18 protein-coding genes are annotated in these 21,939 nt (G+C 70.9%); 14 read left to right on the top strand and 4 right to left on the bottom strand.

What is annotated here, in order from left to right:
* Nucleotides 1–239 precede the first annotated feature (239 nt).
* The 5 genes from ACFVJ3_RS14795 to ACFVJ3_RS14775 are packed head-to-tail and all read left to right on the top strand — an operon-like array spanning nt 240 to nt 5,654.
* Complete coding sequence (locus ACFVJ3_RS14795) at nt 240–1,610, top strand: hemolysin family protein (RefSeq protein ID WP_378452717.1); 1,371 nt, start codon at nt 240–242, stop codon at nt 1,608–1,610.
* Nucleotides 1,603–2,691, top strand: coding sequence for a hemolysin family protein (locus tag ACFVJ3_RS14790; protein ID WP_378452716.1), 1,089 nt, complete (start codon nt 1,603–1,605; stop codon nt 2,689–2,691). The genes ACFVJ3_RS14795 and ACFVJ3_RS14790 overlap by 8 nt, the downstream gene beginning before the upstream one ends.
* 4 nt (nt 2,692–2,695) lie before the next feature.
* The gene (locus tag ACFVJ3_RS14785) at nt 2,696–3,556 is read left to right on the top strand and encodes a 3-methyladenine DNA glycosylase (protein ID WP_378452715.1); all 861 of its coding nucleotides are present in this window, start codon (nt 2,696–2,698) and stop codon (nt 3,554–3,556) included.
* Nucleotides 3,553–4,347 (top strand): maleylpyruvate isomerase family mycothiol-dependent enzyme, encoded by a 795-nt coding sequence (locus ACFVJ3_RS14780; protein WP_378452714.1) that lies wholly within the window; start codon nt 3,553–3,555, stop codon nt 4,345–4,347. Before ACFVJ3_RS14785 ends, ACFVJ3_RS14780 begins: the two co-directional genes overlap by 4 nt.
* Complete coding sequence (locus ACFVJ3_RS14775) at nt 4,344–5,654, top strand: CoA transferase (protein ID WP_378452713.1); 1,311 nt, start codon at nt 4,344–4,346, stop codon at nt 5,652–5,654. The genes ACFVJ3_RS14780 and ACFVJ3_RS14775 overlap by 4 nt, the downstream gene beginning before the upstream one ends.
* Here the strand turns inward: ACFVJ3_RS14775 and ACFVJ3_RS14770 are convergent.
* Nucleotides 5,638–6,267, bottom strand: coding sequence for a maleylpyruvate isomerase family mycothiol-dependent enzyme (locus tag ACFVJ3_RS14770; protein ID WP_378452712.1), 630 nt, complete (start codon nt 6,265–6,267; stop codon nt 5,638–5,640). The two genes, ACFVJ3_RS14775 and ACFVJ3_RS14770, sit on opposite strands and share 17 nt — an antisense overlap.
* A gap of 90 nt (nt 6,268–6,357) precedes the next feature.
* Between ACFVJ3_RS14770 and ACFVJ3_RS14765 the strand changes: the two genes are divergently transcribed.
* Together ACFVJ3_RS14765 and ACFVJ3_RS14760 are read left to right on the top strand one after the other, a co-directional pair.
* Nucleotides 6,358–6,825, top strand: coding sequence for an OsmC family protein (locus ACFVJ3_RS14765; protein WP_378452711.1), 468 nt, complete (start codon nt 6,358–6,360; stop codon nt 6,823–6,825).
* Nucleotides 6,822–7,859: a nucleoside hydrolase gene (locus tag ACFVJ3_RS14760; protein WP_378452710.1), complete on the top strand. Its 1,038-nt coding sequence runs from the start codon at nt 6,822–6,824 to the stop codon at nt 7,857–7,859. The genes ACFVJ3_RS14765 and ACFVJ3_RS14760 overlap by 4 nt, the downstream gene beginning before the upstream one ends.
* On the opposite strand, the gene meaB is transcribed toward ACFVJ3_RS14760, so the two are convergent.
* Genes meaB through mutA form a run of 3 tightly spaced genes read right to left on the bottom strand, consistent with a single transcriptional unit; the run spans nt 7,848 to nt 13,031 of the window.
* A complete protein-coding gene (gene meaB, locus ACFVJ3_RS14755; protein ID WP_378452709.1) occupies nt 7,848–8,852 on the bottom strand; it encodes a methylmalonyl Co-A mutase-associated GTPase MeaB in 1,005 nt (334 codons plus the stop codon). The genes ACFVJ3_RS14760 and meaB overlap by 12 nt on opposite strands.
* A gap of 1 nt (nt 8,853) precedes the next feature.
* Complete coding sequence (scpA, locus tag ACFVJ3_RS14750; RefSeq protein WP_378452708.1) at nt 8,854–11,118, bottom strand: methylmalonyl-CoA mutase; 2,265 nt, start codon at nt 11,116–11,118, stop codon at nt 8,854–8,856.
* On the bottom strand, nt 11,115–13,031 hold the full coding sequence (gene mutA, locus ACFVJ3_RS14745; RefSeq protein ID WP_378452707.1) for a methylmalonyl-CoA mutase small subunit: 1,917 nt from the start codon (nt 13,029–13,031) through the stop codon (nt 11,115–11,117). Before mutA ends, scpA begins: the two co-directional genes overlap by 4 nt.
* A 234-nt stretch (nt 13,032–13,265) precedes the next feature.
* Between mutA and ACFVJ3_RS14740 the strand changes: the two genes are divergently transcribed.
* The 7 genes from ACFVJ3_RS14740 (at nt 13,266) to ACFVJ3_RS14710 (ending at nt 21,937) form a co-directional block, all read left to right on the top strand.
* The gene (locus tag ACFVJ3_RS14740) at nt 13,266–13,433 is read left to right on the top strand and encodes a hypothetical protein (protein WP_378452706.1); all 168 of its coding nucleotides are present in this window, start codon (nt 13,266–13,268) and stop codon (nt 13,431–13,433) included.
* 72 nt (nt 13,434–13,505) lie between these two features.
* Nucleotides 13,506–14,216: a TVP38/TMEM64 family protein gene (locus ACFVJ3_RS14735; protein WP_378452705.1), complete on the top strand. Its 711-nt coding sequence runs from the start codon at nt 13,506–13,508 to the stop codon at nt 14,214–14,216.
* Nucleotides 14,217–14,275: 59 nt separating this feature from the next.
* Nucleotides 14,276–14,857, top strand: coding sequence for a hypothetical protein (locus ACFVJ3_RS14730; RefSeq protein WP_378452704.1), 582 nt, complete (start codon nt 14,276–14,278; stop codon nt 14,855–14,857).
* Complete coding sequence (locus tag ACFVJ3_RS14725) at nt 14,854–15,378, top strand: hypothetical protein (protein WP_378452703.1); 525 nt, start codon at nt 14,854–14,856, stop codon at nt 15,376–15,378. Before ACFVJ3_RS14730 ends, ACFVJ3_RS14725 begins: the two co-directional genes overlap by 4 nt.
* 130 nt (nt 15,379–15,508) lie before the next feature.
* Nucleotides 15,509–17,260 (top strand): fatty acyl-AMP ligase, encoded by a 1,752-nt coding sequence (locus ACFVJ3_RS14720; RefSeq protein WP_378452702.1) that lies wholly within the window; start codon nt 15,509–15,511, stop codon nt 17,258–17,260.
* Between the two features lie 64 nt (nt 17,261–17,324).
* Nucleotides 17,325–17,612 (top strand): acyl carrier protein, encoded by a 288-nt coding sequence (locus ACFVJ3_RS14715; protein WP_378452701.1) that lies wholly within the window; start codon nt 17,325–17,327, stop codon nt 17,610–17,612.
* Nucleotides 17,609–21,937 (top strand): type I polyketide synthase, encoded by a 4,329-nt coding sequence (locus ACFVJ3_RS14710; protein ID WP_378452700.1) that lies wholly within the window; start codon nt 17,609–17,611, stop codon nt 21,935–21,937. Before ACFVJ3_RS14715 ends, ACFVJ3_RS14710 begins: the two co-directional genes overlap by 4 nt.
* Nucleotides 21,938–21,939: the final 2 nt, after the last annotated feature.

Raw genomic sequence — 21,939 nt, 5'->3', positions numbered from 1 at the left:
TCGCTCAACCACACCAGTTCTCGGCGCCGGACCCTTCCTGGCCGTCGAGGCCGAACGAGAGGACTCCGGTGCCCGCGGCACCCACACACGAAGCAAGCGCTCCACCTGCCGTCTCCGGGAGTGTCGTCCCCTCCTGCTCCGTGGAATCGGACTCCGATTCCGCCGGTTCGGAGGGCTCCTCTAGCGAGCCGGGTGACAAACCCGGCGACCCCCGTTCCGCAGCTCGGCGGCGATGACACATGGACATCGCGCTCAGCATTCTCGCTCTGCTCGGCTTTCTCGCCCTGACCGCGGGTACCGCGTTGTTCGTGGCGGCCGAGTTCTCCCTCACCGCCCTCGAACGCAGCACCGTCGACTCGCACGCCCGCGACGGTGACCGCCGGGCCCGGCAGGTGCAGCACGCCCACCGCACCCTGTCCTTCCAGCTGTCCGGGGCGCAGCTCGGCATCACCATCACCACGCTGATCACCGGCTACCTGTCCGAACCGGTTCTCGCGCGGTTCATCACCCCGGTGCTGTCCGCGATCGGGTTCAGCGAATCCGCTTCCGCCGCAACGTCGTTGGTGATCGCCCTCGTCCTCGCTACGTCGTTCTCGATGGTGTTCGGTGAACTCGTGCCGAAGAACCTCGCCATCGCCCACCCCCTGCCCACGGCGCGTGCGACGGCCGGCATGCAGGCGGCGTTCTCCCTCATCTTCAAGTGGGCCATCAACGGGCTAAACGGATCCGCGAACTGGCTGGTGCGACGCCTCGGCATCGAACCGGCCGAGGAACTCCGGTCGGCGCGGTCGCCGCAGGAACTCGGTTCGCTCGTGCGGACGTCCGCGCAGCGCGGCGCCCTCGACAAGGGCACGGCGCTGCTGGTGAACCGTTCGTTGCGGTTCGGGGAACGCACCGCGGAGGAGCTGATGACCCCGCGCGTGAAGATCGAGACCCTGTCCACCACGGACACGGTCGCCGACCTGATCGACACCGCCTCCCGCACCGGGTTCTCCCGCTTCCCCGTCGTCGACGGCGACCTGGACGACGCCGTCGGCGTCGTCCACATCAAGCACGCGTTCGCGGTGCCCGCCCACCGCCGGCGCACCGCCCGCCTCAACTCACTCGCCCAGAAGGTCCCGGTGGTGCCCTCCAGCCTGGACGGTGACGCCCTGATGGAGCGGATCCGGTCCGACGGCATGCAGGTCGCGTTCGTCGTCGACGAGTACGGCGGCACCGCCGGGATGGTCACGATGGAGGACCTGATCGAGGAGATCGTCGGCGACGTCCGCGACGAACACGACGAATCGGAGATCGACGTCCAGCGGGTCGGTGACGGCTGGTCCTGCTCCGGGCTCCTCCGCGTCGACGAGGTCTCCGACACCACCGGCTACACCGCACCCGAGGGTGAGTACGAAACCCTCGGCGGACTCGTCCTCACCGAGCTCGGCCGGATTCCCGACGAGGGCGACGAGGTGGCACTCCCACTGCACGAGGGCGCACACGACCCCGGTGGCCGGTGGGTCGCCACCGTGACCCACATGGACGGCCGGCGCATCGACCGGGTGCTGCTCACCCCGAAGCCCGACGAGACCGGCGACACCGACACCGAGGAGGACGACGATGAGTGACCTCTTCGGTGTGCTGCTCACCTTCGTGCTGCTGGCGGGCAACGCCTTCTTCGTCGGCGCCGAGTTCGCGCTGATCTCGGCCCGCCGCGACCGGCTCGAGGCCCTGGAGTCGCAGGGCAAGAAACGCGCCCGCACCGTGATCACGGCGGGCGAGAACCTGTCGCTGATGCTGGCGGCCGCACAGCTCGGCATCACCATCTGCTCGATCCTGCTCGGCAAGGTCGCCGAACCGGCGATCGCGCATCTCCTCGAGGTGCCGCTCCACGCGGTGGGCCTGCCCGCCGGGCTGCTGCACCCGATGGCGTTCACGATCTCGCTGGCGCTGGTCGTGGTGCTGCACATCCTGCTGGGCGAAATGGTGCCGAAGAACATCGCACTCGCGGGCCCGGAGCAGACGGCGATGCTGCTGGTCCCGGTGCACCTTCTGTTCATCAAGCTGGCCCGCCCGCTGATCTCCTTCTACAACCTGTGCGCCAACCTGACGCTGCGGTTGCTGCGGGTGGAGCCGAAGGACGAACTCGACGTCACCGTGTCGGCGGTGGAACTGTCCGAGATGATCGGCGAATCCCGTTCCGAGGGACTGATCGACGCGGAGGAGCACCGTCGGCTCACCCAGGCGCTGGAGACCACCGACCGCACGGTCAGCGAGGTGATGATCCCCCTCGAGAAGGCCCGGACCATCCCCCTGTCGGAGGGCGGAACCCGGCTCGGCGCCATCGAGCAGGCAGTCGTCGAGACCGGGTACTCCCGGTACCCGGTGCGCGCCGACGACGGCTCACTGGTCGGGTACCTGCACCTCAAGGACGTGCTCGACGACATCCTCGACGAGGAGGCCGGACCCGACACCGTGATCCCGCGGTCGGACATCCGGCCGCTGCCGCGCATGTCGACCACCACCCCGCTCGCGGAGGCCCTGGCGAGTCTGCGGCGCGCCAGCTCCCACCTGGGGGCGGCGGCGGACCCGTCCGGGCAGATCGTCGGCATCGTCGCCCTCGAGGACCTCGTCGAGGAATACGTGGGCACCGTCCGCGACGGCACCCACCGGGTCAACGGTGTCAATCCGGGACAGCGAGCGAGCTGATCGGATGGACGTTCTGGACGTGTCGGAGTGGATCCCTCGCCGCGACCAGCACCGGGCGAGGGTGTCCGCGCTGATCGGACCGCACCTGGAGCGCCGGGAACGCGGCGAAACCCATCCGGTGATCGACTTCCTGTTCACCTATTACAGCTTTCGGCCGAATCAGCTGCTGCGCTGGCACCCCGGGTGGGGAACGGTCCTCTCCGGTGGGGAGGAGTACGCCGAACTCCGCGGGTATCACCGCACCGACGCCGGTGTCACCGTCGACCCGGGGTTCCTGCAGCGCCGCTCAGACACGGTCGCCTTCACCGCACGACTGATGGAGGCGACCGCCGGGCGTCCCACCCACCTGTCCTGCTTCGGCCTGCACGAGTGGGCGATGGTTTACCGCTCCGACGAGGTTCGGCACGGCAGTGTCCCGCTCCGGCTCGGGCCGGGCGGCACCGACTCCGTCGTGGAGTCGCTGCAGCTGCGCTGCACCCACTACGACGCGTTCCGGTTCTTCACCCCCGCCGCCGAACCGCGGAACAGTCTGCCGTTGACCCGGGCCGACCAGCTCGGGCGGGAGCAGCCCGGGTGCCTGCACGCGTCCATGGATTTGTACAAGTACTGCTACAAGCTGGCGCCGATGATCGACTCGGACTTGACCGTCGACTGCTTCGCGCTGGCGCTCGCCGCACGCGAACTCGACATGCGGGCCAGCCCGTACGACCTGACCGCCTACGGGTACACCCCGATCCCGATCGAGACCCCGCACGGCCGCGCCGAGTACGTCCGGGAGCAGTCCGCGCTGGCCGCCCGCGCCTCACCGCTTCGTGCCGCATTGCGCGACCGGTGCCGCCGGTTGCTCGCTACCGTGATCCCATGACTCGCACGGGCTTCGACCGCTACTGTTCCGAGATCGTCACGCAGACCGCACTGTTGGCCGCCACCATCGAGGGCGCGGACATGACGGTGCCGGTGCCCTCGTGCCCCGGCTGGAACGTCGGGCAGCTGGTGCGGCACCTCGGCGGCGGCCAGCGCTGGGCGGAGGAGACCGTCCGCACCCAGGCGACGGAGCCGGTGCCCGACGAGCACTTCCGCGACCTCTCCCCCTACGCGAACGAGGACCCGGCTGTCCTCGTCCCCTGGCTCGTCGACGGCGGCGCGCGCCTCGCGGACACCCTGCGGTCCGCCGGACCCGACGCCGCGGTGCGCACCGAACCGGTGCCCGACGGCACGGCGACGTTCTACGCGCGCCGGTTCACGCACGAGACGCTCGTCCACCGGTCCGACGCGACCCTGGCCCTCGGGGCGGAGTTCACCGTCGACGAGGACGTGGCGGTCGACGCCGTCGACGAGTGGATGTGGCTCGGTGCGCTGCCGATGCATTTCGACTTCCACCCGTGGATGCGGGAGTTGCTCGGCCCCGGCCGCACCCTTCACTTCCACGCCACCGACACCGCACCCGAGGCGGAGGCGGAATGGGTCGTCGACCTCACCGGCGACGCCCTCGACTGGCGCCGGGCGCACGAGAAGTCGGCGGTCGCCGTGCGCGGCCCCCTCACCGACCTCCTGCTCGTGATCTACAGGCGGCGCGACCCCCGCGGCCCCGGCATCGAGATCCTCGGCGACGCGGCATTGCTCGACTTCTGGCTGGACCGGGTCAGTTTCGGATGATCCCCACCGTTATCGACTACGGCGACCCCGGCGACTACCTGGCGGCCCGCCTACCCGTCCTCGCGCTGGCGGCCGGTTCGGTGGCCGCGCTCACCGGCGCCGTCGACCGGTTCGACAGCGCGCACGGCCGTGACCCCCGGCCGTGGCGGCTCGATCCCGAGCGGATCGCCGCCGCGTTCGCGAGCGACCGCCTGCTGCGGGTATCGGGGGCCCCGGTGTCCGGTTTCGCGGAGCTGTCGGGGTTCTTCGCGGCCGCGGACGGCTGGGTGCGGACCCACGCCAACTACCCGCACCACCGGGCGAAACTGCTGGCGGCACTCGACCTCTCGGACGACGCCGGCCGCGACGCGGTGGCCGCCCGGATCGGGGGCCTGTCCGCCGCCGACGTCGAGGACCGTGCCGCCGCGGCGCAGGCGATCGCCGTGCGCGTGCGGACCGCGGCGGAGTGGGCGGCGAGCCCGCAGGGTGCGGCGGCGGCGTCCGGAGATCTCGTGTCCACCGTGGTGCACGCCGAGAGCTCCCGTCCCCGGACACGGCACCGCCGCTCCCACCGGGAATCCGACCGGGGGCCGTTGGCGGGGGTGAAGGTCCTCGACCTGACGCGGGTGATCGCCGGTCCCGTCGCCACCCGCACGCTGGCGCTGCTCGGCGCCGACGTGCTGCGGATCGATCCGCCGTCGATCCCCGAAATCGTCGTGCAGCACCTCGACACGGGGCAGGGCAAGCGGTCCGCGCTGCTCGATGTGCGGTCCGCCGGCGGCAGGCCGGTGTGGGACAGCCTGCTCGCCGAGGCGGACGTGGTCGTCACCGGGTATCGTCCGGGCGCGCTGGACGGGTTGCTCGACGACGCCCCCGACCGTCTGGTGCGGGGACGGGTGTGCGCGTGGGGCGGCTCCGGCCCCTGGGCGCACCGCCGCGGCTTCGACAGCATCGTCCAGGCGGCGTCGGGGATCGCGACGATCGAGGGCGGCGACACCCCGGGCACGCTTCCCGCGCAGGCACTCGATCACGCCACCGGCTATCTGCTCGCCGCCGGCATCGTCGACGCCCTCGCCGCCGGGCACGTCGACGGACGCGGCCGCTCCGTCGACGTGTCACTCGCCCGCACCGGCGCGTGGCTGCTGACCGCCGACGGCCGATCCGAGGATCCGTCGCCGACCGCGGTGCCCGGGCCCCGGTGCCTCACCGCGCACGGCGACCTGGTGACCACCCGGCCCGCCCTGGCCGAGTTCGACGACTACCCGTTCCCGGCTCGGCCCTGGGGCGGCGACGCCCCCGCCTGGTCCGGTCTCACACCGTCGCCGTGAACCGCGGGCTCGGTTCCCCCGTCAGATGTCCCGGCGGCAACCGGCGTCCGCACAGCACGAGGAGCAGGTCCTGGGCGGAACCGCGCAGCGGCGCGCCCGCACCGAAGGTCCAGGCTCGGTCGTCCGCCGTCAACTGCACGTCTGCCAGGTCGGTGCCGAAGTACTTAATATGCTTCGGGCCGACGCCGCCGAGGACCCGGTCGAGGCGGTCGTCCGGGACCCGCCTGCCCAAGCCGAGCGCCACCGACACGTCGAGACCGTGGATCACGTCGTGGGACAGTGCCCCCTCGAAGCCGCCGCCCGGCGGCTTCCACGGGTGCGCGACGTTCTCCTCCAGCGTGTGCAGCAGCGCGTCGGCGGTCAGGGTCCGTGCGTCCTCGCGGGCCTGCGCGTCCGACATCCGGTTGAAGTTGCCGCGCGCCTTCACCATCTTCAGCAGGATCCGCGCCGTCGACAGGCGGTACGGCGTGGTGATGTGCGCGATCACCTCCCGGGTGCGCCACCCCGCGCACAGCGACGGCGCGTCCCATTGCTCCGGCGTCAGTCCCGCCAGCATCGACGCCAGGTCGCGCCGCTCCCCTGCGACCCAGTCCGGTGCCGTGTCCCGTGCCATGTCCGTCTCCTTCGGTCGCGGTGTCGTGCTCTACGCAAGCAGACCGTGCCCGCCCGCGAAACTCATCGCGCGGCCGTGAAGAATGGTCGGGTGAGCACACACGACTACACGCTGACGGTCACCTGGACCGGCAACCGCGGCGCGGGAACGTCGGGCCCGGACGCCTACGACCGGGACCACGTGATCGCGGCGGCCGGGAAACCCGATGTACAGGGCAGCTCCGACCCGTCGTTCCTCGGCGACCCGACGCGGTGGAACCCCGAGGAGTTGCTGGTCGCCTCACTGTCGCAGTGCCTCATGCTGTGGTACCTGGGGCTGGCCGCGGCGGCCGGCGTGGTGGTGGTCGACTACCGCGACGAGCCGACCGGGACCATGTCCGAACATCCGGGCGGTGCAGGCGAATTCACCGAGGTCGTGCTGGCGCCGGTCGTGACGGTGGCCGACGAGTCGATGGCCGCGCGCGCCGGAGATCTGCACACCCGGGCGCACGAGAAGTGTTTCATCGCCCGATCGGTGAACTTCCCGGTCCTGCACCGTCCCGCGGTGCGCGTCGCATGAGCGCCCCGGCACACCGGCTGATCGTGGACGTCGACACCGGCATCGACGACTCGCTCGCCCTGCTGTACCTGCTGGCCAGCCCGGAGGCCGAGATCGCCGGCATCGCCAGCACCGCGGGCAATGTGCCCGTCGAGCAGGTCGCGGCGAACAACCTGAACTGGCTCGCCCTGTGCGGCGCACCCGACATCGAGGTGGCGCTCGGCGCCCCGGTGCCGCTGGACTGCCCGCTGCGCACCACCGAGGACACGCACGGACCCCAGGGCATCGGGTACGCCGTCCTTCCCCCGTCCGGGCGGTCGCTGTCGGAGCGGGACGCCACCACCCTGTGGGTCGACCTGGTTCGCGCCCATCCGGGCGAGCTGACCGGGCTGGTGACGGGACCGCTGACGAACCTGGCCCTCGCGATCCGCGAGGAACCTGCACTGCCCCGGTTGCTGCGGCGCCTGGTCGTGATGGGCGGGGCGTTCAACCACCCCGGCAACACCACCCCCACCAGCGAATGGAACGTGTCGGTGGATCCGGAGGCGGCCAAGGAGGTGTTCGACGCGTTCTCCGGGCTGCCGGAGGGCAGGCGTCCGATCCTGTGCGGGCTGGACGTCACCGAGACGATCGAGATGACACCGGAGCACGTCCGGCGGCTGGCGGAGGCGGCGGGAAGCGCACCCGCCGAGATCATTTCCCCCGACGACGGACCGCAGGTGCGCTCGACCGCGTCCAACCCGGTGATCCGGCACCTGTCCGACGCCATCCGGTTCTACATGGACTTTCACCGCACGCACGATCAGGGTTTCCTGGCGCACATGCACGACCCGTTCGCGGCGGCCGTGGCGTTGAATCCGGCGATCACAAGGACCCGTCCGGCCACCGTCGACGTCGAACTGCACGGCCGGCTCACCCGGGGCACCACGGTCGCCGACTGGGCGGGTCACTGGAACCGGGAACCCAACGTCGACATCGCGGTGAGCACCGACCCGGCCGCGTTCTTCGACGATCTCGTCGACCGGGTCGGGCGCTTCGCGAAATCAGTCGGCTGACGCGTCCGTTCCGTCGAACGCGTCGAGGATCTCGGCGGCGGCCAGCGCCGCCGTCAGGGAACCGTCCCGCACCCGCTGTTCGACGTCGCCGCGGATCGCCTTGACCCGGGTGTTGGACGCGAGCCGGCGCAGCAGCTGGTCGTTGACCATCGTCCACGTCCAGTCCACCTGCTGGCGGCGCCGGTTCTCCTCGAACTGGCCGGCCGCGGTCAGCACCTCACGGTGCCGGCAGACGGTGTTCCAGAAGTCCTCGAGACCGACACCCTCGAGCCCGCTCATCGTGATCACCGGCGGCGTCCAGACGGCGTCGTGCGGGTAGATCAGCCGCAGCGCACCCGCGAGTTCCCGGGCGGCGCCCTTCGCCTCCCGCTCGTGCTTGCCGTCCGCCTTGTTCACGGCGACGAGGTCGGCGAGTTCGAGGACACCCTTCTTGATGCCCTGCAACTGGTCGCCGGTGCGGGCCAGGGTGAGGAAGCAGAAGCAGTCCACCATGTTCGCGACCGTCACCTCGGACTGCCCGACGCCCACCGTCTCGACGAGGATCACGTCGAATCCGGCGGCCTCGAGCAGCACGATCGTCTCGCGGGTTGCCTTCGCGACACCGCCGAGGGTGCCCGACGTCGGCGACGGCCGGATGTAGGCGTCCTTCTCGACGGTCAGGCGCGCCATCCGCGTCTTGTCGCCGAGGATCGACCCGCCCGTGCGCGTCGACGACGGGTCGACGGCCAGGACCGCCACCCGGTGCCCCTGCCCGATCAGGTGCATCCCGAGCGCGTCGATGAACGTGGACTTCCCGACGCCGGGCACCCCGGTGATACCGACCCGGTGTGCCTTCCCCGACTCCGGCAGCAGCTCGAGCAGCAGCCGCTGCGCCGCCTCACGGTGGTCGGTCCGGGTGGATTCGACCAGGGTGATGGCCTTCGCCAGGCCGGCGCGCTGGTTGGCGCGCACAGCCCGGGCGAGGGCATCGATGTCGACTGGAGGCCGCCCCATGCTATTCCGGGGTGCCCGTCAGGTCGTGGCCGAGCTGCTCGGCCAATTTCTCGAGCAGACCGCTGGCGGCGTCCGCGATGACCGTCCCGGGCGGGAAGATCGCGGCGGCACCCGCCTCGTACAGTTCGGCGAAGTCGCCGGGCGGGATGACGCCACCGACCACGATCATGATGTCGGGACGTCCCACCGCCGCGAGGGCTTCCCGGAGCGCAGGCACCAGCGTGAGGTGACCTGCGGCCAACGACGACACACCGACCACGTGGACGTCGTTGTCGGCCGCCTGATTGGCGACCTCTTCCGGGGTCTGGAACAGCGGTCCCACGTCCACGTCGAATCCGATGTCCGCGAAGGCCGTGGCGATCACCTTCTGCCCGCGGTCGTGGCCGTCCTGCCCCATCTTGGCGATGAGGACCCGGGGACGCCGGCCCTCCTCCTCCGCGAACTTCTCGACGAGTTCCGTTGCCTTGTTGATGTTGTCGACCTTTCCGGCCTCGTCCCGGTACACACCGCTGATGGTCCGGATCTCGGCCTGGTGACGCCCGTACACCTTTTCGAGCGCCTCGGAGATCTCGCCGACCGTGGCGTTCGCGCGGGCCGCGTCGATCGCGAGGGCCAGGAGGTTGTTCTCCATGCCGCCCTCGGTGGTGGCCGCGGCGCGGCTCAGGTCGGCCAGCGCCGCCTCGACGGCGTCCGAGTCGCGGTCGGCGCGCAGCCGGTCCAGCTTCTCGAGCTGCTCCTTGCGGACCCGCGAGTTCTCGACCTTGAGGACCTCGATCTCGTCGGCCTCGTCCGGCACGTACTTGTTGACGCCGATCAGCGGCTGCCGGCCGGAGTCGATGCGGGCCTGCGTGCGGGCCGCGGCCTCCTCGATGCGCAGCTTCGGGATGCCCTCGCTGATCGCCTGCGCCATGCCGCCGGCCTCTTCGACCTCGGCGATGTGTGCGCGGGCCCGGTTGGCCAGCTGGTGGGTGAGCCACTCAACGTAGTGCGATCCGCCCCAGGGGTCGATGGGACGGACGGTCCCCGACTCCTGCTGGAGCAGCAGCTGGGTGTTGCGGGCGATGCGGGCGGAGAAGTCCGTCGGCAGGGCGAGGGCCTCGTCGAGCGCGTTGGTGTGCAGCGACTGGGTGTGCCCCTGCGTCGCCGCCATCGCCTCGACGCACGTGCGGGCCACATTGTTGTAGACGTCCTGCGCGGTCAGCGACCAGCCCGACGTCTGCGAGTGGGTGCGCAGCGACAACGATTTCGCGGACTTCGGTTCGAACTTCGCGACCAGTTCGCTCCACAGCAGGCGACCCGCCCGCAGCTTCGCGACCTCCATGAAGAAGTTCATGCCGATCGCCCAGAAGAACGACAACCGGGGCGCGAACTTGTCGATCTCCATGCCGGCGTCGAGGCCGGCGCGGATGTACTCCACACCGTCCGCGAGGGTGTACGCCAGCTCCAGGTCGGCGGTGGCCCCGGCCTCCTGGATGTGGTAGCCGGAGATGGAGATCGAGTTGAACTTCGGCATCTTCGCGCTGGTGTACGCGAAGATGTCGGAGATGATCCGCATCGACGGCTTCGGCGGATAGATGTAGGTGTTGCGGACCATGAACTCCTTCAGAATGTCGTTCTGAATGGTTCCGGCCAGCTGCTCCGGGGCGACACCCTGCTCCTCGGCGGCCACGACGTACAGCGCGAGGATCGGCAGCACCGCACCGTTCATGGTCATCGAGACGCTGACGCTGTCGAGCGGGATGTGGTCGAACAGCTGACGCATGTCCAGGATCGAGTCGATCGCCACCCCGGCCATGCCCACGTCACCCTGCACCCGCGGATGGTCGGAGTCGTAGCCGCGGTGCGTCGCCAGGTCGAACGCCACCGACAGACCCTTCTGCCCGGCCGCGAGGTTGCGGCGGTAGAAGGCGTTGGATTCGGCGGCGGTGGAGAAGCCCGCGTACTGGCGGATCGTCCACGGCTGGTTCACGTACATGGTGGGGTACGGGCCGCGCACGAACGGTGCTGCGCCCGGGAAACTGCCCACCGGGTAGCCCTCCGCCTCGGCGGCATCACGGTCGGCCTTGGTGAAGACCGGCTTGACGTCGATGCCCTCGGGGGTGGACCACACCACCTGTTCCGGGCTGTAGTGGTTCGCCGCCGCGGCGGACGCGATCAGCCCGTCCGTCTGCTCCGGCGTCGGGGCGGACGGCTGCGGAAACTGCGGATCCTCCAGTGGCACTTCGGCGAAGCTGCCGATCGCGTGCTTGACCTCGCGAGTAGTCACTTCTTGCTCCCTGTGTCGCCCGAGGAGTCACTCGAGCTCTCGATGGTGTCGAGCAGGCCGGACAGGACCGACACTGCGTCGATACGGGCGGTGACGAATCCGTCGGGCCGGGTGGGGCCGTCCGCGTCGGCGACGACCTTCTCCGGGCCGGCGAGCAGCACGGTGCCGACACCGGCCGCGCGCAGTTCCTCCACCGCGGCGGTGGCTTCGGCGGCGTACCGCTTGTCGGTACCGCAGATCACCGCGATGCCGGCGCCGGAGTCCTTCGCAGCGGCGGCGATGCTGCCGTCACCGATGGCGAGGGGACCGGGGTTGCGGGCCTCGATGCCGCCCGACGCCAGCAGGTTCGTGCTGAACGTGGTCCGCACGTTGTGCTCGGCGACGGGGCCGAGCGGGGCCAGGAACACGGCGGGTCGTGCACCGTGCGCCGCCAGGTAGGCGTCGGAGCGGTCCCGCAGCGCCTCGAAGGCCGCGGCGTACCGGGCGACGCTACCGGTCTCGGCGGCGCCCGCGGGCAGCGGTGCCTCCGCGAGGTTCGGGAACTCGTTGACCCCGGTGACGGTGGTCTTGCGGTGCGCGATGTCCGAATCACGTTGGGCGCGGGTAGCGGCGATGCGTTCGGAGATCAGGCCCGCGTCGAGTGCGGCGAGGTAGCCGCCCGCCGCCTCGATCTGCTGGAAGAACCCCCACGCCTTGGCCGCCACCTGCTGGGTGAGGTCCTCGACGTACCACGAGCCGGACGCGGGATCGAGCACCCGGCCGAGATGCGATTCCTCGAGCAGCAGCAGCTGGGTGTTGCGGGCGATGCGCGCGGCGAAGGTCTTCGACACACCCAGCGCCCCGGCGGGCAGGGCGGCGTCGAACGGCAGCACTGTGACGGCGTCCGCGCCGCCGACGCCGGCACCGAACGCGGCGAGCGTCGTGCGGAGCATGTTCACCCACGGATCGCGTTGCGCCATCATCGCGGCCGAGGTGACCGCGTGCTGGGGGGCGCCGCCGAAGTCGGAGGCGCCGCACACCTGGGCGATCCGCGCCCACACCAGCCGCGCCGCCCGGAACTTGGCGATGGTCTGGAACTGGTCGTCGGTGGCCGCGAACCGGAAGCCGAGCTGCCCGAGCGCCTGCCCGATGGTCAGGCCGCTCTCGGTGAGGGCTCGCAGGTACTCGAGGCCCGCCGCGATCGCCGCGCCGAGTTCCTCGGCGTCGGACGCGCCCGCGTTGTGAAATGCGGTGCCGTCCACGGCGATTGCCCGCACGCTCTCCGAGCGGGACGCGGACTCGGCTGCGAGGGCCACCGCGTCGCCGAGTTCCACGTCGGCGGCACCGGAGAACGCGCTCGTGAGCGGGGCGGTCCCGAGGTCGACACGGACCGCGGTGCGGTCGGTGACCCCGTCACCCGCCGCAGCACGCGCGTCGAGCAACGCGAACAGTGCCCGCGCCGCGAGCGGTGCGTCCGTTCCGGCGTCGAGGGTGAGCGGTGCCAGGTCGAGGAGCACCCCGTCGAGCGCCGTCTCCAGCGACCGGACCGGAAGGTTGTCGCCGCCGACGGCGAGCCACAGCGCGCTGACACCGTTCTCCAGGGAGTCGAGGACGGAGCGGTTGACGTCCGCCGCCTCCGCGCTCTCGCCGAAGCGGGCGCTGACCAGCCAGCCCGCGTTGACGTCCCGGGTGGCGTCCGCGCCACGCACGTAGGGGAAGGTGCCGGGCAGGGGCTGCTCCGGACGCTCGTCGCGCGGACTGTACAGCGGCGCGACGGTGACACCGTCGTAGGTGACGGTCTCGAGGAGCTTCTGGGGTTCCGGACCGAGTTCCGCGGCGTCGATCCGACGCGACTTCGCGAGGACTCCGGCCACGGAGCGCTGCCAGTCGGCGTACGCCCGCGCAGCTTCCTCGGCTTCTGAAGCTAATGACACGGTGTCGGCTTCCTCTCCCTGATGAGCGATCGATCAATACGTTGTGTGACTGTGATGCTAGCCGCAGTTCGGCGCCCCCTATCGTGAGGATCACCACACGATGAATAACCTCAGGTCATGAGCATTGCGCACGAACCGGTGGTCACCGATCGCCCCGCCACATAGCGGTTGTTCGGTCTCGGCGCGCCGACCCGGGACGTCGACGACCGCGGCGAACCACTCAATCGTATGAGCATGGACATCGGTGCGCTCGCCCCGAACACCGCCCACACCGCCTACGGCGGCATCCTCGCCGTGCTGCTCGACGATCTCCTCGGATTCACCGTGCGGGAGCGGCGCGGAACATGCGACGGCCTGGTCACGGCCGAATTGTCGATGGACGTCGTCACACCCCGACCGTGACGGACGCCGCCGCCCGTCCTGACCGCCCGCTCGCGGCGCCCCGTACCGGTCACCCGGGTAGCCTGGTGCCCTGTGAAGAGACGCCTCGGGGACCGCAGGGTGATCGGCGTCGCTGTACTGGCAGTCGCGCTGGTCGTCGTTGCGCTGGTGGCACCGCACCCGTCCGTGCTGCAGGTGCGGGAGTGGGCGCGGTCGGTCGGGCCGGCGTTCCCTCTCGTCTTCTTCGCCGTGCACGCCGTGGTGACGGTGTTTCCGTTCCCGCGCACGGTGTTCACGCTCAGTGCCGGTCTGCTGTTCGGTGCGTGGCTGGGCATCGCGATCGCGGTGCTGGCGTCGACGGTGAGTGCCGTGATTGCCCTCTACCTGGTGCGCGCCGTCGGCCGGGACGTGGTGTGGCAGCGCATCTCCAATCCGACGATCCGCCGGGTGGACGAGCGGATCGCCCGGCGCGGTTGGCTCGCCGTCGGGTCGCTGCGACTGATCGCGTTCGTCCCGTTCTCGGTGGTGAACTACTGCGCCGGCGTGTCCTCGATCCGGTTGGTCCCGTACGTGCTGGCCACGGTGGTCGGCGTGCTGCCGGGGACCATCGGCATCGTCGTTCTCGGCGACGCCCTCACCGGGGAGACGAAGCCGGGACTTCTCGTGCTGTCCGCGGCGTGCATCGTTCTCGGAATCGCCGGGCTGGTCGTGGACTCCCGGCGGCCGCTGGACGGGTCCGGCGGCGCGATCCCGGACGTGCCCGTCGGCTGCCCCGCCGAGGACGAGTCAATAACGCAGCCTTGAACCACGCAAGTCAAGCTTTGAGTCTTGACATCCTGGTATCCAGTTTCTAACCTTGACCCATGTTCGTGTTGACGGTCGACCAGCGCGGGAGCCGCCGCGACGTCGACCGCGTCGCCCAACTCCTCACCGAATTCGCCGGCCGTGACCTCGTCCGCCCGTTCCAGCGGACCGCCGGCGACGAGGTCCAGGCCGTGGTCGCGGACCCGGCCACCGTCGTCGACCTCGCACTCGACCTCGTCGGACGCGAACACTGGAGTATCGGCATCGGCGCCGGCCCCGTCGAAGAACCCCTCCCCGCCGAGACCCGGGCCGGGCGCGGCCCCGCGTTCGAGTCCGCACGGGTCGCCGTCGAACGCGCCAAGAACGCCGCCGGCCGGGTGGCCGTCGAAGGCCCCGACCCCGACGGCGCCACCGACGCCGACACCGCCCTCACCCTCGTCGCGGTCCTCGTCGCGCGCCGCACAGAGGAGGGCCGCGAGGCCGTCGAGCAGATGCGGCACGGCTCCACCCAGACCGAGGCTGCCCGCGCGCTGGGCATCAGCAAGCAGGCGGTCTCCCAACGACTCTCCACCGCCGGCTGGCAGGTCGAGACCGCCGGACGACGACTGGCCGAACGACTCCTACGCAAGGCGGACACGTGACGACCCTCGCACTCATCGCCCTCGGCGTCGCCGCGGTCGCACCGCTGGCGCTCGCAGCGCCCCGCACCCGCTGGATGTCCCAGTGGGCGGCGCCGATCGTGGTCGCACTCGCCCTGGCCGTCGCCGCGCTCGCCGCCTCCACCACCACACCGGTCACCGGCTTCGCCCTCGCCGCGACCCTCGTCCTCTGTGTGGCGGCCGCCGCCACCGGCGGGGCACCCCTCGTGCTCGCCGCGTTCCGGATCGCGCGCCGCCAGCCCGACGCCGGTTCCGACCCCCCTCCCGACGCCGGGCCGCTGCGCGGCGGACGGATCATCGGACTCCTCGAGCGTGCCGCCGTCGCGGCCTCGATCCTCGCGGCCTGGCCGGAGGGCATCGCCGTCGTCCTGGCGGTCAAGGGACTGGCCCGCTACCCCGAACTCCGCGAACCGCACGCATCGGAACAATTCATCATCGGCACGTTCACCAGCGTGCTCTGGGCGATCGCGGTGTGCGGAACGGGACGCGCCCTCATCACGTAGCAGTCCCGCGACATCCACCGGTGCGGAACTTTCACCCCAGGGGGTGCGCAGAACCAGCCCTGAGGGCGGTGGGATCCCATCCCGACGCGGACGAGAGTCGTACTCGTCCAGTCCGAGGGAGAAAACATTCGTGCCTACCGATTTCGTGTCACACGTCCGCGCCCAGGTCGCCATCTACGGCGACGACCGGTCCTACACCTACCACCGTGAGGTCGGCCGCGAACTCGTCGCCGAGGAAGTGACCTACCGCGACCTGGATCGGGACGCCCGCGCACTGGCGGTGTGGCTGTCGGCGCGGCCCGGGGCCGACCACCCGGTGATGCTGCTGTACGTCGACGGAATCGACTTCCTCCGCGCGTTTCTCGGCTGCCTGTACGCCGGGGTGGTCGCCGTCCCCGCACCCGTCCCGCACGACGTGCGCAGCATGCAGCGCGTCGCCTCGATGTTCGAGGACGCCGACGTGCGCCTCGTCCTGACCACCGCCGCGGTCGCCGATCCGCTCGACACCTGGATCCGCGACTCCGGGCTCGCCGCCGCGGTCTCCGTCGCCGCGACCGACACCACCGAACCGGGCGATCCAGACGACTGGCGACTCCCCGACCTCGACGGCGACACCCTGGCCTTCCTCCAGTACACCTCCGGTTCCACCAGCGAACCGAAGGGCGTGATGGTGACCCACGGCAACCTGCTGCACAACGCCGCGGCCATGACCCTCGCCAACGGCGCCGACGACACGGTGACCGGCGCCGGGTGGCTCCCGCACTTCCACGACATGGGGCTGATCGGGATGCTGCTGCTGCCGATCTACGTCGGCGGAAATCTCGTGTTCATGTCGCCGATGTCCTTCCTCAAGCGGCCGGTGCGGTGGCTGCAGCTGATCGACCGGTACCGCGCCGACATGACCCTCGGCCCGAACTTCGCGTACGACCTCGTCGCCCGCCGGATCTCCGACGACCAACTGGCCGGGCTGGATCTCTCCTCGGTGCGGGTCGCGCTGAACGGGGCCGAACCCATCCGGCCACGCACCCTCGACGCCGTGACCGACCGGCTCGGGCCCTTCGGCTTCCCAGCGGGCGCGTTCCTGACCGCGTACGGGATGGCCGAGGTGACCCTGCTCGCCACCGCGAGCGAGGTGGGCTGCGCCCCACGCTATCTCGACGTCGATGCAGCCGCGTTGGAGCGCCACGAGCTCACCCGGAAGGTCGGCGGTGTCCGGCTGGTCAGCAGCGGCCGGCCGTTCGGGTGCGACATCCGCATCGTCGACCCGCACACCGGCCGGGAGCTGCCGCACGGCCGGGTCGGGGAGATCTGGATCTCCGGTGGCAGCGTCGCCGCCGGCTACTGGAACCGGCCCGACGAGACCGACGCAAAGTTCCGCGCCACCCTCGCCGGCGACGGACCGTACCTGCGCACCGGCGACCTCGGGGTGACCGACGACGACGGTCACCTCTACGTCACCGGCCGCCTGAAGGACCTGCTGATCGTCAACGGCCGCAACCTGTACCCGCAGGACATCGAGGAGGCTGTGCGGGAGCTGCATCCGGCGCTCACCGGTGCCGCCGGGGTGGTGTTGTCGATGGATACCGGACAGCACGAGCGGCTGCTGGTGATCCACGAGGTCAAGACCGCGCTGATCGACGACCTGACGCTGCCCGGCCTCGCACGCCGGATCCGGCTCGCCGTCGCCCGGGACTTCGACGTCCACGCGCCGAGCGTGGTGCTCGTCGACCGGCACGGGGTGCACCGCACCACGAGCGGGAAGGTCCAGCGCAGGTCGATGCGCGCGTCGTTCCTGCAGTCCCGCGTCGACGCGGTGCTGCACGAGGAGATCGACCCGGCGGTGCAACGCCTCCGGACCACCGCCGTCGCAGCGCCCGCCTGACCCCGATCACCCATCACCCATCACCCATCACCCATCACCCATCACCGACCAGGAGAGAACACCCATGCGTATCCCCGAACAGAGCACCCCGCGCGACCACGCCCCCGTCATCGACTGGCTCGCCGGAAGGGTGGCCTTCCACACCGAACAACCGGTGCGCGAGGTCGACCCCCACCTGCCGCTCGCCGAACTGGGAATCGAATCGGTATCCGCGGTGAGCCTGTGCGGCGAGATCGAGGACCGCTGGGACCTCGAACTCGATCCCACCGTGGTGTTCGACTATCCGACCATCGCCGAGATGGCCGTCTTCGTCGTCGACGAAGCCGCAGGCCGGTACCGGAAGGCCTCATGACCGACGTCGCCGTCGTGGGCCTCGACTGCCGCTTTCCGCAGGCACCCGACGCCGACGCGTTGTGGACGCTGCTGATGGGCGGCGGCGACGGAATCACCGACGTCCCCGCCGGGCGATGGAACGCGGACGACGTCTACGCCGCCGCCGGTGGTCCCGGCTCGGTCAACAACCGCAGCGGCGGATTCCTCGCCGACGCGGACGCGTTCGACCACGAATTCTTCGGCATCGCGCCCCGCGAGGCCGCGGCGATGGACCCGCAACAGCGCCTGCTGCTGCAGGCGGCGTGGCGCGCGTTCGAGGACGCCGCCCTGGACCCGCGGGCGCAGGCCGGGTCGAACACCGGCGTGTACGTCGGCGTCATGGCCAACGAGTGGAATCTCCAGATGCGTGACGTCTCGCGTATCACCCCCCAACTCGGTAGCGGCAACGGCTATTTCATGACCGCGAACCGGGTCTCCTACCACCTGAACCTGCAGGGCCCGAGCATGGCGATCGACACGGCCTGCTCTTCGTCCCTCGTCGCCATCCATCTGGCCTGCGCGGCGCTGCGGTCCGGGGACTGCGATCAGGCCCTCGCCGGGGGCGTCAACCTCACTCTGACCCCGACGGTGAACGTCTTCTACACCCAGGCCGGGCTGTCCGCGCCGGACGGCCGGTGCAAACCGTTCAGCGGAACGGCCGACGGCATCGGTCGCGGCGAGGGTGTCGCAGTCCTCGTGCTGCGCCGGCTCGAGGACGCGCAGGCCGAGGGCCTGCCGATCTACGCGGTGATCGAGGGCAGCGCCGTCAACAACGACGGCCGCAGCAACGGGATCACCGCACCCAACCGCTGGGCCCAGCAGCAGGTCGTCGAGACGGCCTACCGGCGTGCGGGTGTCACGCCCGCCCAGGTCGCGTTCCTCGAGGCGCACGGCACCGGGACGGTGCTCGGCGACATGATCGAGATCAAGGCCCTCGGTCACGTCCACGGGGTGACCCGGCCGCAGCCGTGCGCGATCGGATCGATCAAAGGCAATCTCGGCCACACGGAGGGAGCGGCCGGCGTGGCCGGCCTGATCAAGGTGGCCCTGTCCCTGCACCACCGCGTGGTACCGCCCAGCCGCTACGCGCAGGACGCGAACCCGCGACTCCGCCTGGCGGACAACGGCCTCCGCCTCCTGTCCGAGCCGATGACGCTGCCCGGCGGCGACGTGCACGGGGCCGTCAGCAGTTTCGGGCTCGGCGGCACCAACGCGCACATGCTGCTGGCCTCCGCGCCCGCCACCGACCCCGCCACCGACCCCGCCGCGGCGAGTGCCGGTGGCGGCGTGCTCACCCTGTCGTCGAACAACCGGGAAGGCCTCGCCCGCAACGCCGCCGTCCTGGCCGACGATCTGCTCGCCCGTCCGGCTGCCGACCTGGGCCGGGTGTGCTGGAGCACCAACACGGTCAAGGCATCCGGGCGCCACCGCCTCGCGCTCACCGCGCACGACCGGGACGAGGCCGTCGCGGCGCTGCGCGCTGTCGCGGACGACGAACACCTGCTCGAGTCGCTGTCCGGCGCGGCCCGCCCCGTGAGCATCGGCTGGCTCTTCACCGGTCAGGGCGCGCAGTACCCGGGAATGTCCCGCGCGCTGCACGAGCACCACGGCGCCTATCGGCGCGCACTGTCCGACGTGGACGAGCGGATGACGCCGCATCTGGGCCGCTCGGTGCGGGAGATGCTGTTCGATGCCGGGGACGAGATCCATCGGACGGAGTTCGCGCAGCCCGCCCTGTTCGCGGCCGAATACGCGCTCGCCCGGACACTCGGCGAGCTGGGCATCGAACCGGCATGGCTGGTCGGTCACAGCGTCGGCGAGTACGCGGCCGCAGCGCACGCCGGAGTGTTCGGCCTGGACGACGCATGCCGGCTGATCGTCGCGCGGGGACGGCTCATGCAGCAACTGCCCGCGGGCGGCACGATGCTCGCGGTCCGGGCCAAACCGGACGAGGTCGCCGACCTGCTCGCCGCCGAGCCCGCGGCCGCGCTGGCGGCGGTGAACGGGCCGCGGGACGTGGTGCTGTCGGGGGCGGCCGACGCGCTCGAACGCCTCGGCGCCGCACTGACCGCGGCCGGACTTCTCGTCCGCCGGCTCACCGTCTCGCATGCCTTCCACTCCCCCGCCATGGCACCGATGCAGGACGCGTTCGCGGAGGTCGCCGCCGACTGCACGTATCGACCGCCCGAGATCCCGATCTTCTCGACCACACGGGGGCGGCTGCTCGACGTCGACGAGCCGATGGACGCGGCCTACTGGACCGACCACATCACGGCGACCGTGCGGTTCGCGGACGCCACCGCGGCCGCGATGATCTGCGATCCGACCCACCTGATCGAGGTGGGCCCCGCACGAATCCTGTTGCCGCTCACCGCCCGCGCCCATCCGGACTCGCCCGCGCGGCACCTGGCACCGTGCCCGGGTCCGGCCGCCACCGGCACCGAACTCCCCGACACCGTCGCCGCCCTGTACCGGGACGGACTCGACCCCGCGTGGGATGCGCTGTACGAACCGGGTGCCCGGGTCCGCCGACGGCTCAGCGGATACGAGTTCGCGACCACCGCCCGCTTCTGGACACCCGACGACGCACCCGCGGCCGCGCCGACCCCCGCACCCGCCCACACGACGCCCGACCCCGAGGACACCACCATGGAACAACTGATCGCGCTCTTCCGGGAACAGGCCGCCGTCCTCGCCGCTGCCGCCAACGGCGTTCCCGCAGTAGCCCTCCCCGTGCCGGCGGCGACGCCGGGCGTCGGGCCGGGTCCCGCGACAGCGGTCGGCGACGTCGCGACCAGGGTGCGCGCGGAAGTCGCCCGGGTCAGCGGATTCCCCGCGGCGGCGCTGAAGGCGACGCAGACGATCGTCGGCGACCTCGGATTCGACTCGATCATGATCACCGACCTGTTCGGCGGGGTGAGCCGCGCATTCCCCGGTCTCGTCGTCGAACCGCACTGGTTCTCACCGAGCCGCACTGTCGGCGATGTGATCGAGCATGTGACCGCGCACCACGCACCCGGGTCCCCCACGGCCGCGCCGCCGCCGGAACCGTCCGTCCCGCAGGAACCGGTGGTCCTACGCACCGCGGTGGCACCCGAGTTCCGTATCGCGGAGTTCCCGGAGGTTCAGGCGCTCGCCGCCCGGCTGAACACGGCCGAGGGGCTCGGTGTCACCAACCCGTACTTCCTCGTCAACGACGGCGTCACGCGGGACACGTCGACGATCGGGGGCGCGGAGGTCGTCAACTTCTCCAGCTACAACTACCTCGGCATGTCCGGGCACCCCGCCGTCGTGTCGGCGGTGCAGGACGCGGTCGCCCGCTACGGCAGCTCCTGCTCGGCCAGTCGGCTGCTGTCCGGGGAGAAGCCGGTCCACCGCGAACTCGAAGCCGAACTGGCCGGCCTGCTCGGCACCGAGGACGCGATCGCCCTCGTCAGCGGACACGCCACCAACGTCACGGTCATCGGTCATCTCCTCGGGGAGGGTGACCTGGTCATCCACGACAGTCTCGCGCACGACAGCATCCTGCAGGGCTGCGCACTGTCCGGCGCCACCCGGCGCCCCTTCCCGCACAACGACCACGCCGCGCTGGACGCCCTCCTCACCGCGATCCGCTCGCAGTACCGGCGGGTCCTCATCCTCATCGAGGGCGTCTACAGCCAGGACGGCGACATCCCCGACCTGCCCGCGATGATCGCGGTGAAGAAGAAGCATCAGGCGCTGATGATGATCGACGAGGCGCACAGCATCGGGGTGCTCGGTGCCACCGGCGGGGGCATCGGCGAGCACTTCGACGTCGACCGCGACGACGTGGAGCTGTGGTCCGGCACGATGTCGAAGGCCCTGGCCGGCTGCGGCGGCTACGTCGCGGGCAGCGCCGAGCTCATCCGCTTCCTGAAGTACACGACGCCCGGTTTCGTCTACAGCGTCGGGATGACGCCGATGAATGCCGCGGCGTCCCTGGCCGCGATCCGGCAGATGCGCGCCGAACCCGAGGCGGTCGAGCGGTTGCGTCGCAACTCGCGGCTCTTCCTGCAGCTCGCCACGGACGCCGGAATCGATACCGGGGACACCGAGGACACCCCGGTCATCCCCTGCATCGTCGGGGATTCACTCCGCACCCTCGCGTTGTCCAACGCACTGCTCCGGCGCGGCATCAACGTGAATCCCATCCTCTACCCGGCGGTGCCCGAAGACCTCGCGCGGTTGCGCTTCTTCGTCACCTCGTGCCACACCGAGGACCAGATCCGGTCCACGGTGGCAGCTCTCGCCGAAGAGCTCGCAGAGCTCGTCGCGGCGGCGTAACC

Source organism: Rhodococcus sp. NPDC127593 (assembly GCF_042671975.1).
Classification (GTDB): domain Bacteria; phylum Actinomycetota; class Actinomycetes; order Mycobacteriales; family Mycobacteriaceae; genus Rhodococcus_F.
Note: the sequence above shows the minus strand (reverse complement) of the source record. Positions and strands in the feature narration are given on the sequence as shown.

What these genes read in the sequence shown, in the direction of transcription:
- ACFVJ3_RS14710 (WP_378452700.1), top strand. Translation starts at nt 17,609, where the DNA reads ATGACCGACGTCGCCGTCGTGGGCCTCGACTGCCGCTTTCCGCAGGCA.
- meaB (WP_378452709.1), bottom strand. Translation starts at nt 8,852, where the DNA reads ATGGGGCGGCCTCCAGTCGACATCGATGCCCTCGCCCGGGCTGTGCGC.
- ACFVJ3_RS14730 (WP_378452704.1), top strand. Translation starts at nt 14,276, where the DNA reads ATGTTCGTGTTGACGGTCGACCAGCGCGGGAGCCGCCGCGACGTCGAC.
- ACFVJ3_RS14780 (WP_378452714.1), top strand. Translation starts at nt 3,553, where the DNA reads ATGACTCGCACGGGCTTCGACCGCTACTGTTCCGAGATCGTCACGCAG.
- ACFVJ3_RS14770 (WP_378452712.1), bottom strand. Translation starts at nt 6,267, where the DNA reads ATGGCACGGGACACGGCACCGGACTGGGTCGCAGGGGAGCGGCGCGAC.
- ACFVJ3_RS14785 (WP_378452715.1), top strand. Translation starts at nt 2,696, where the DNA reads ATGGACGTTCTGGACGTGTCGGAGTGGATCCCTCGCCGCGACCAGCAC.
- ACFVJ3_RS14790 (WP_378452716.1), top strand. Translation starts at nt 1,603, where the DNA reads ATGAGTGACCTCTTCGGTGTGCTGCTCACCTTCGTGCTGCTGGCGGGC.
- ACFVJ3_RS14715 (WP_378452701.1), top strand. Translation starts at nt 17,325, where the DNA reads ATGCGTATCCCCGAACAGAGCACCCCGCGCGACCACGCCCCCGTCATC.
- ACFVJ3_RS14775 (WP_378452713.1), top strand. Translation starts at nt 4,344, where the DNA reads ATGATCCCCACCGTTATCGACTACGGCGACCCCGGCGACTACCTGGCG.
- ACFVJ3_RS14760 (WP_378452710.1), top strand. Translation starts at nt 6,822, where the DNA reads ATGAGCGCCCCGGCACACCGGCTGATCGTGGACGTCGACACCGGCATC.
- ACFVJ3_RS14740 (WP_378452706.1), top strand. Translation starts at nt 13,266, where the DNA reads ATGGACATCGGTGCGCTCGCCCCGAACACCGCCCACACCGCCTACGGC.
- ACFVJ3_RS14795 (WP_378452717.1), top strand. Translation starts at nt 240, where the DNA reads ATGGACATCGCGCTCAGCATTCTCGCTCTGCTCGGCTTTCTCGCCCTG.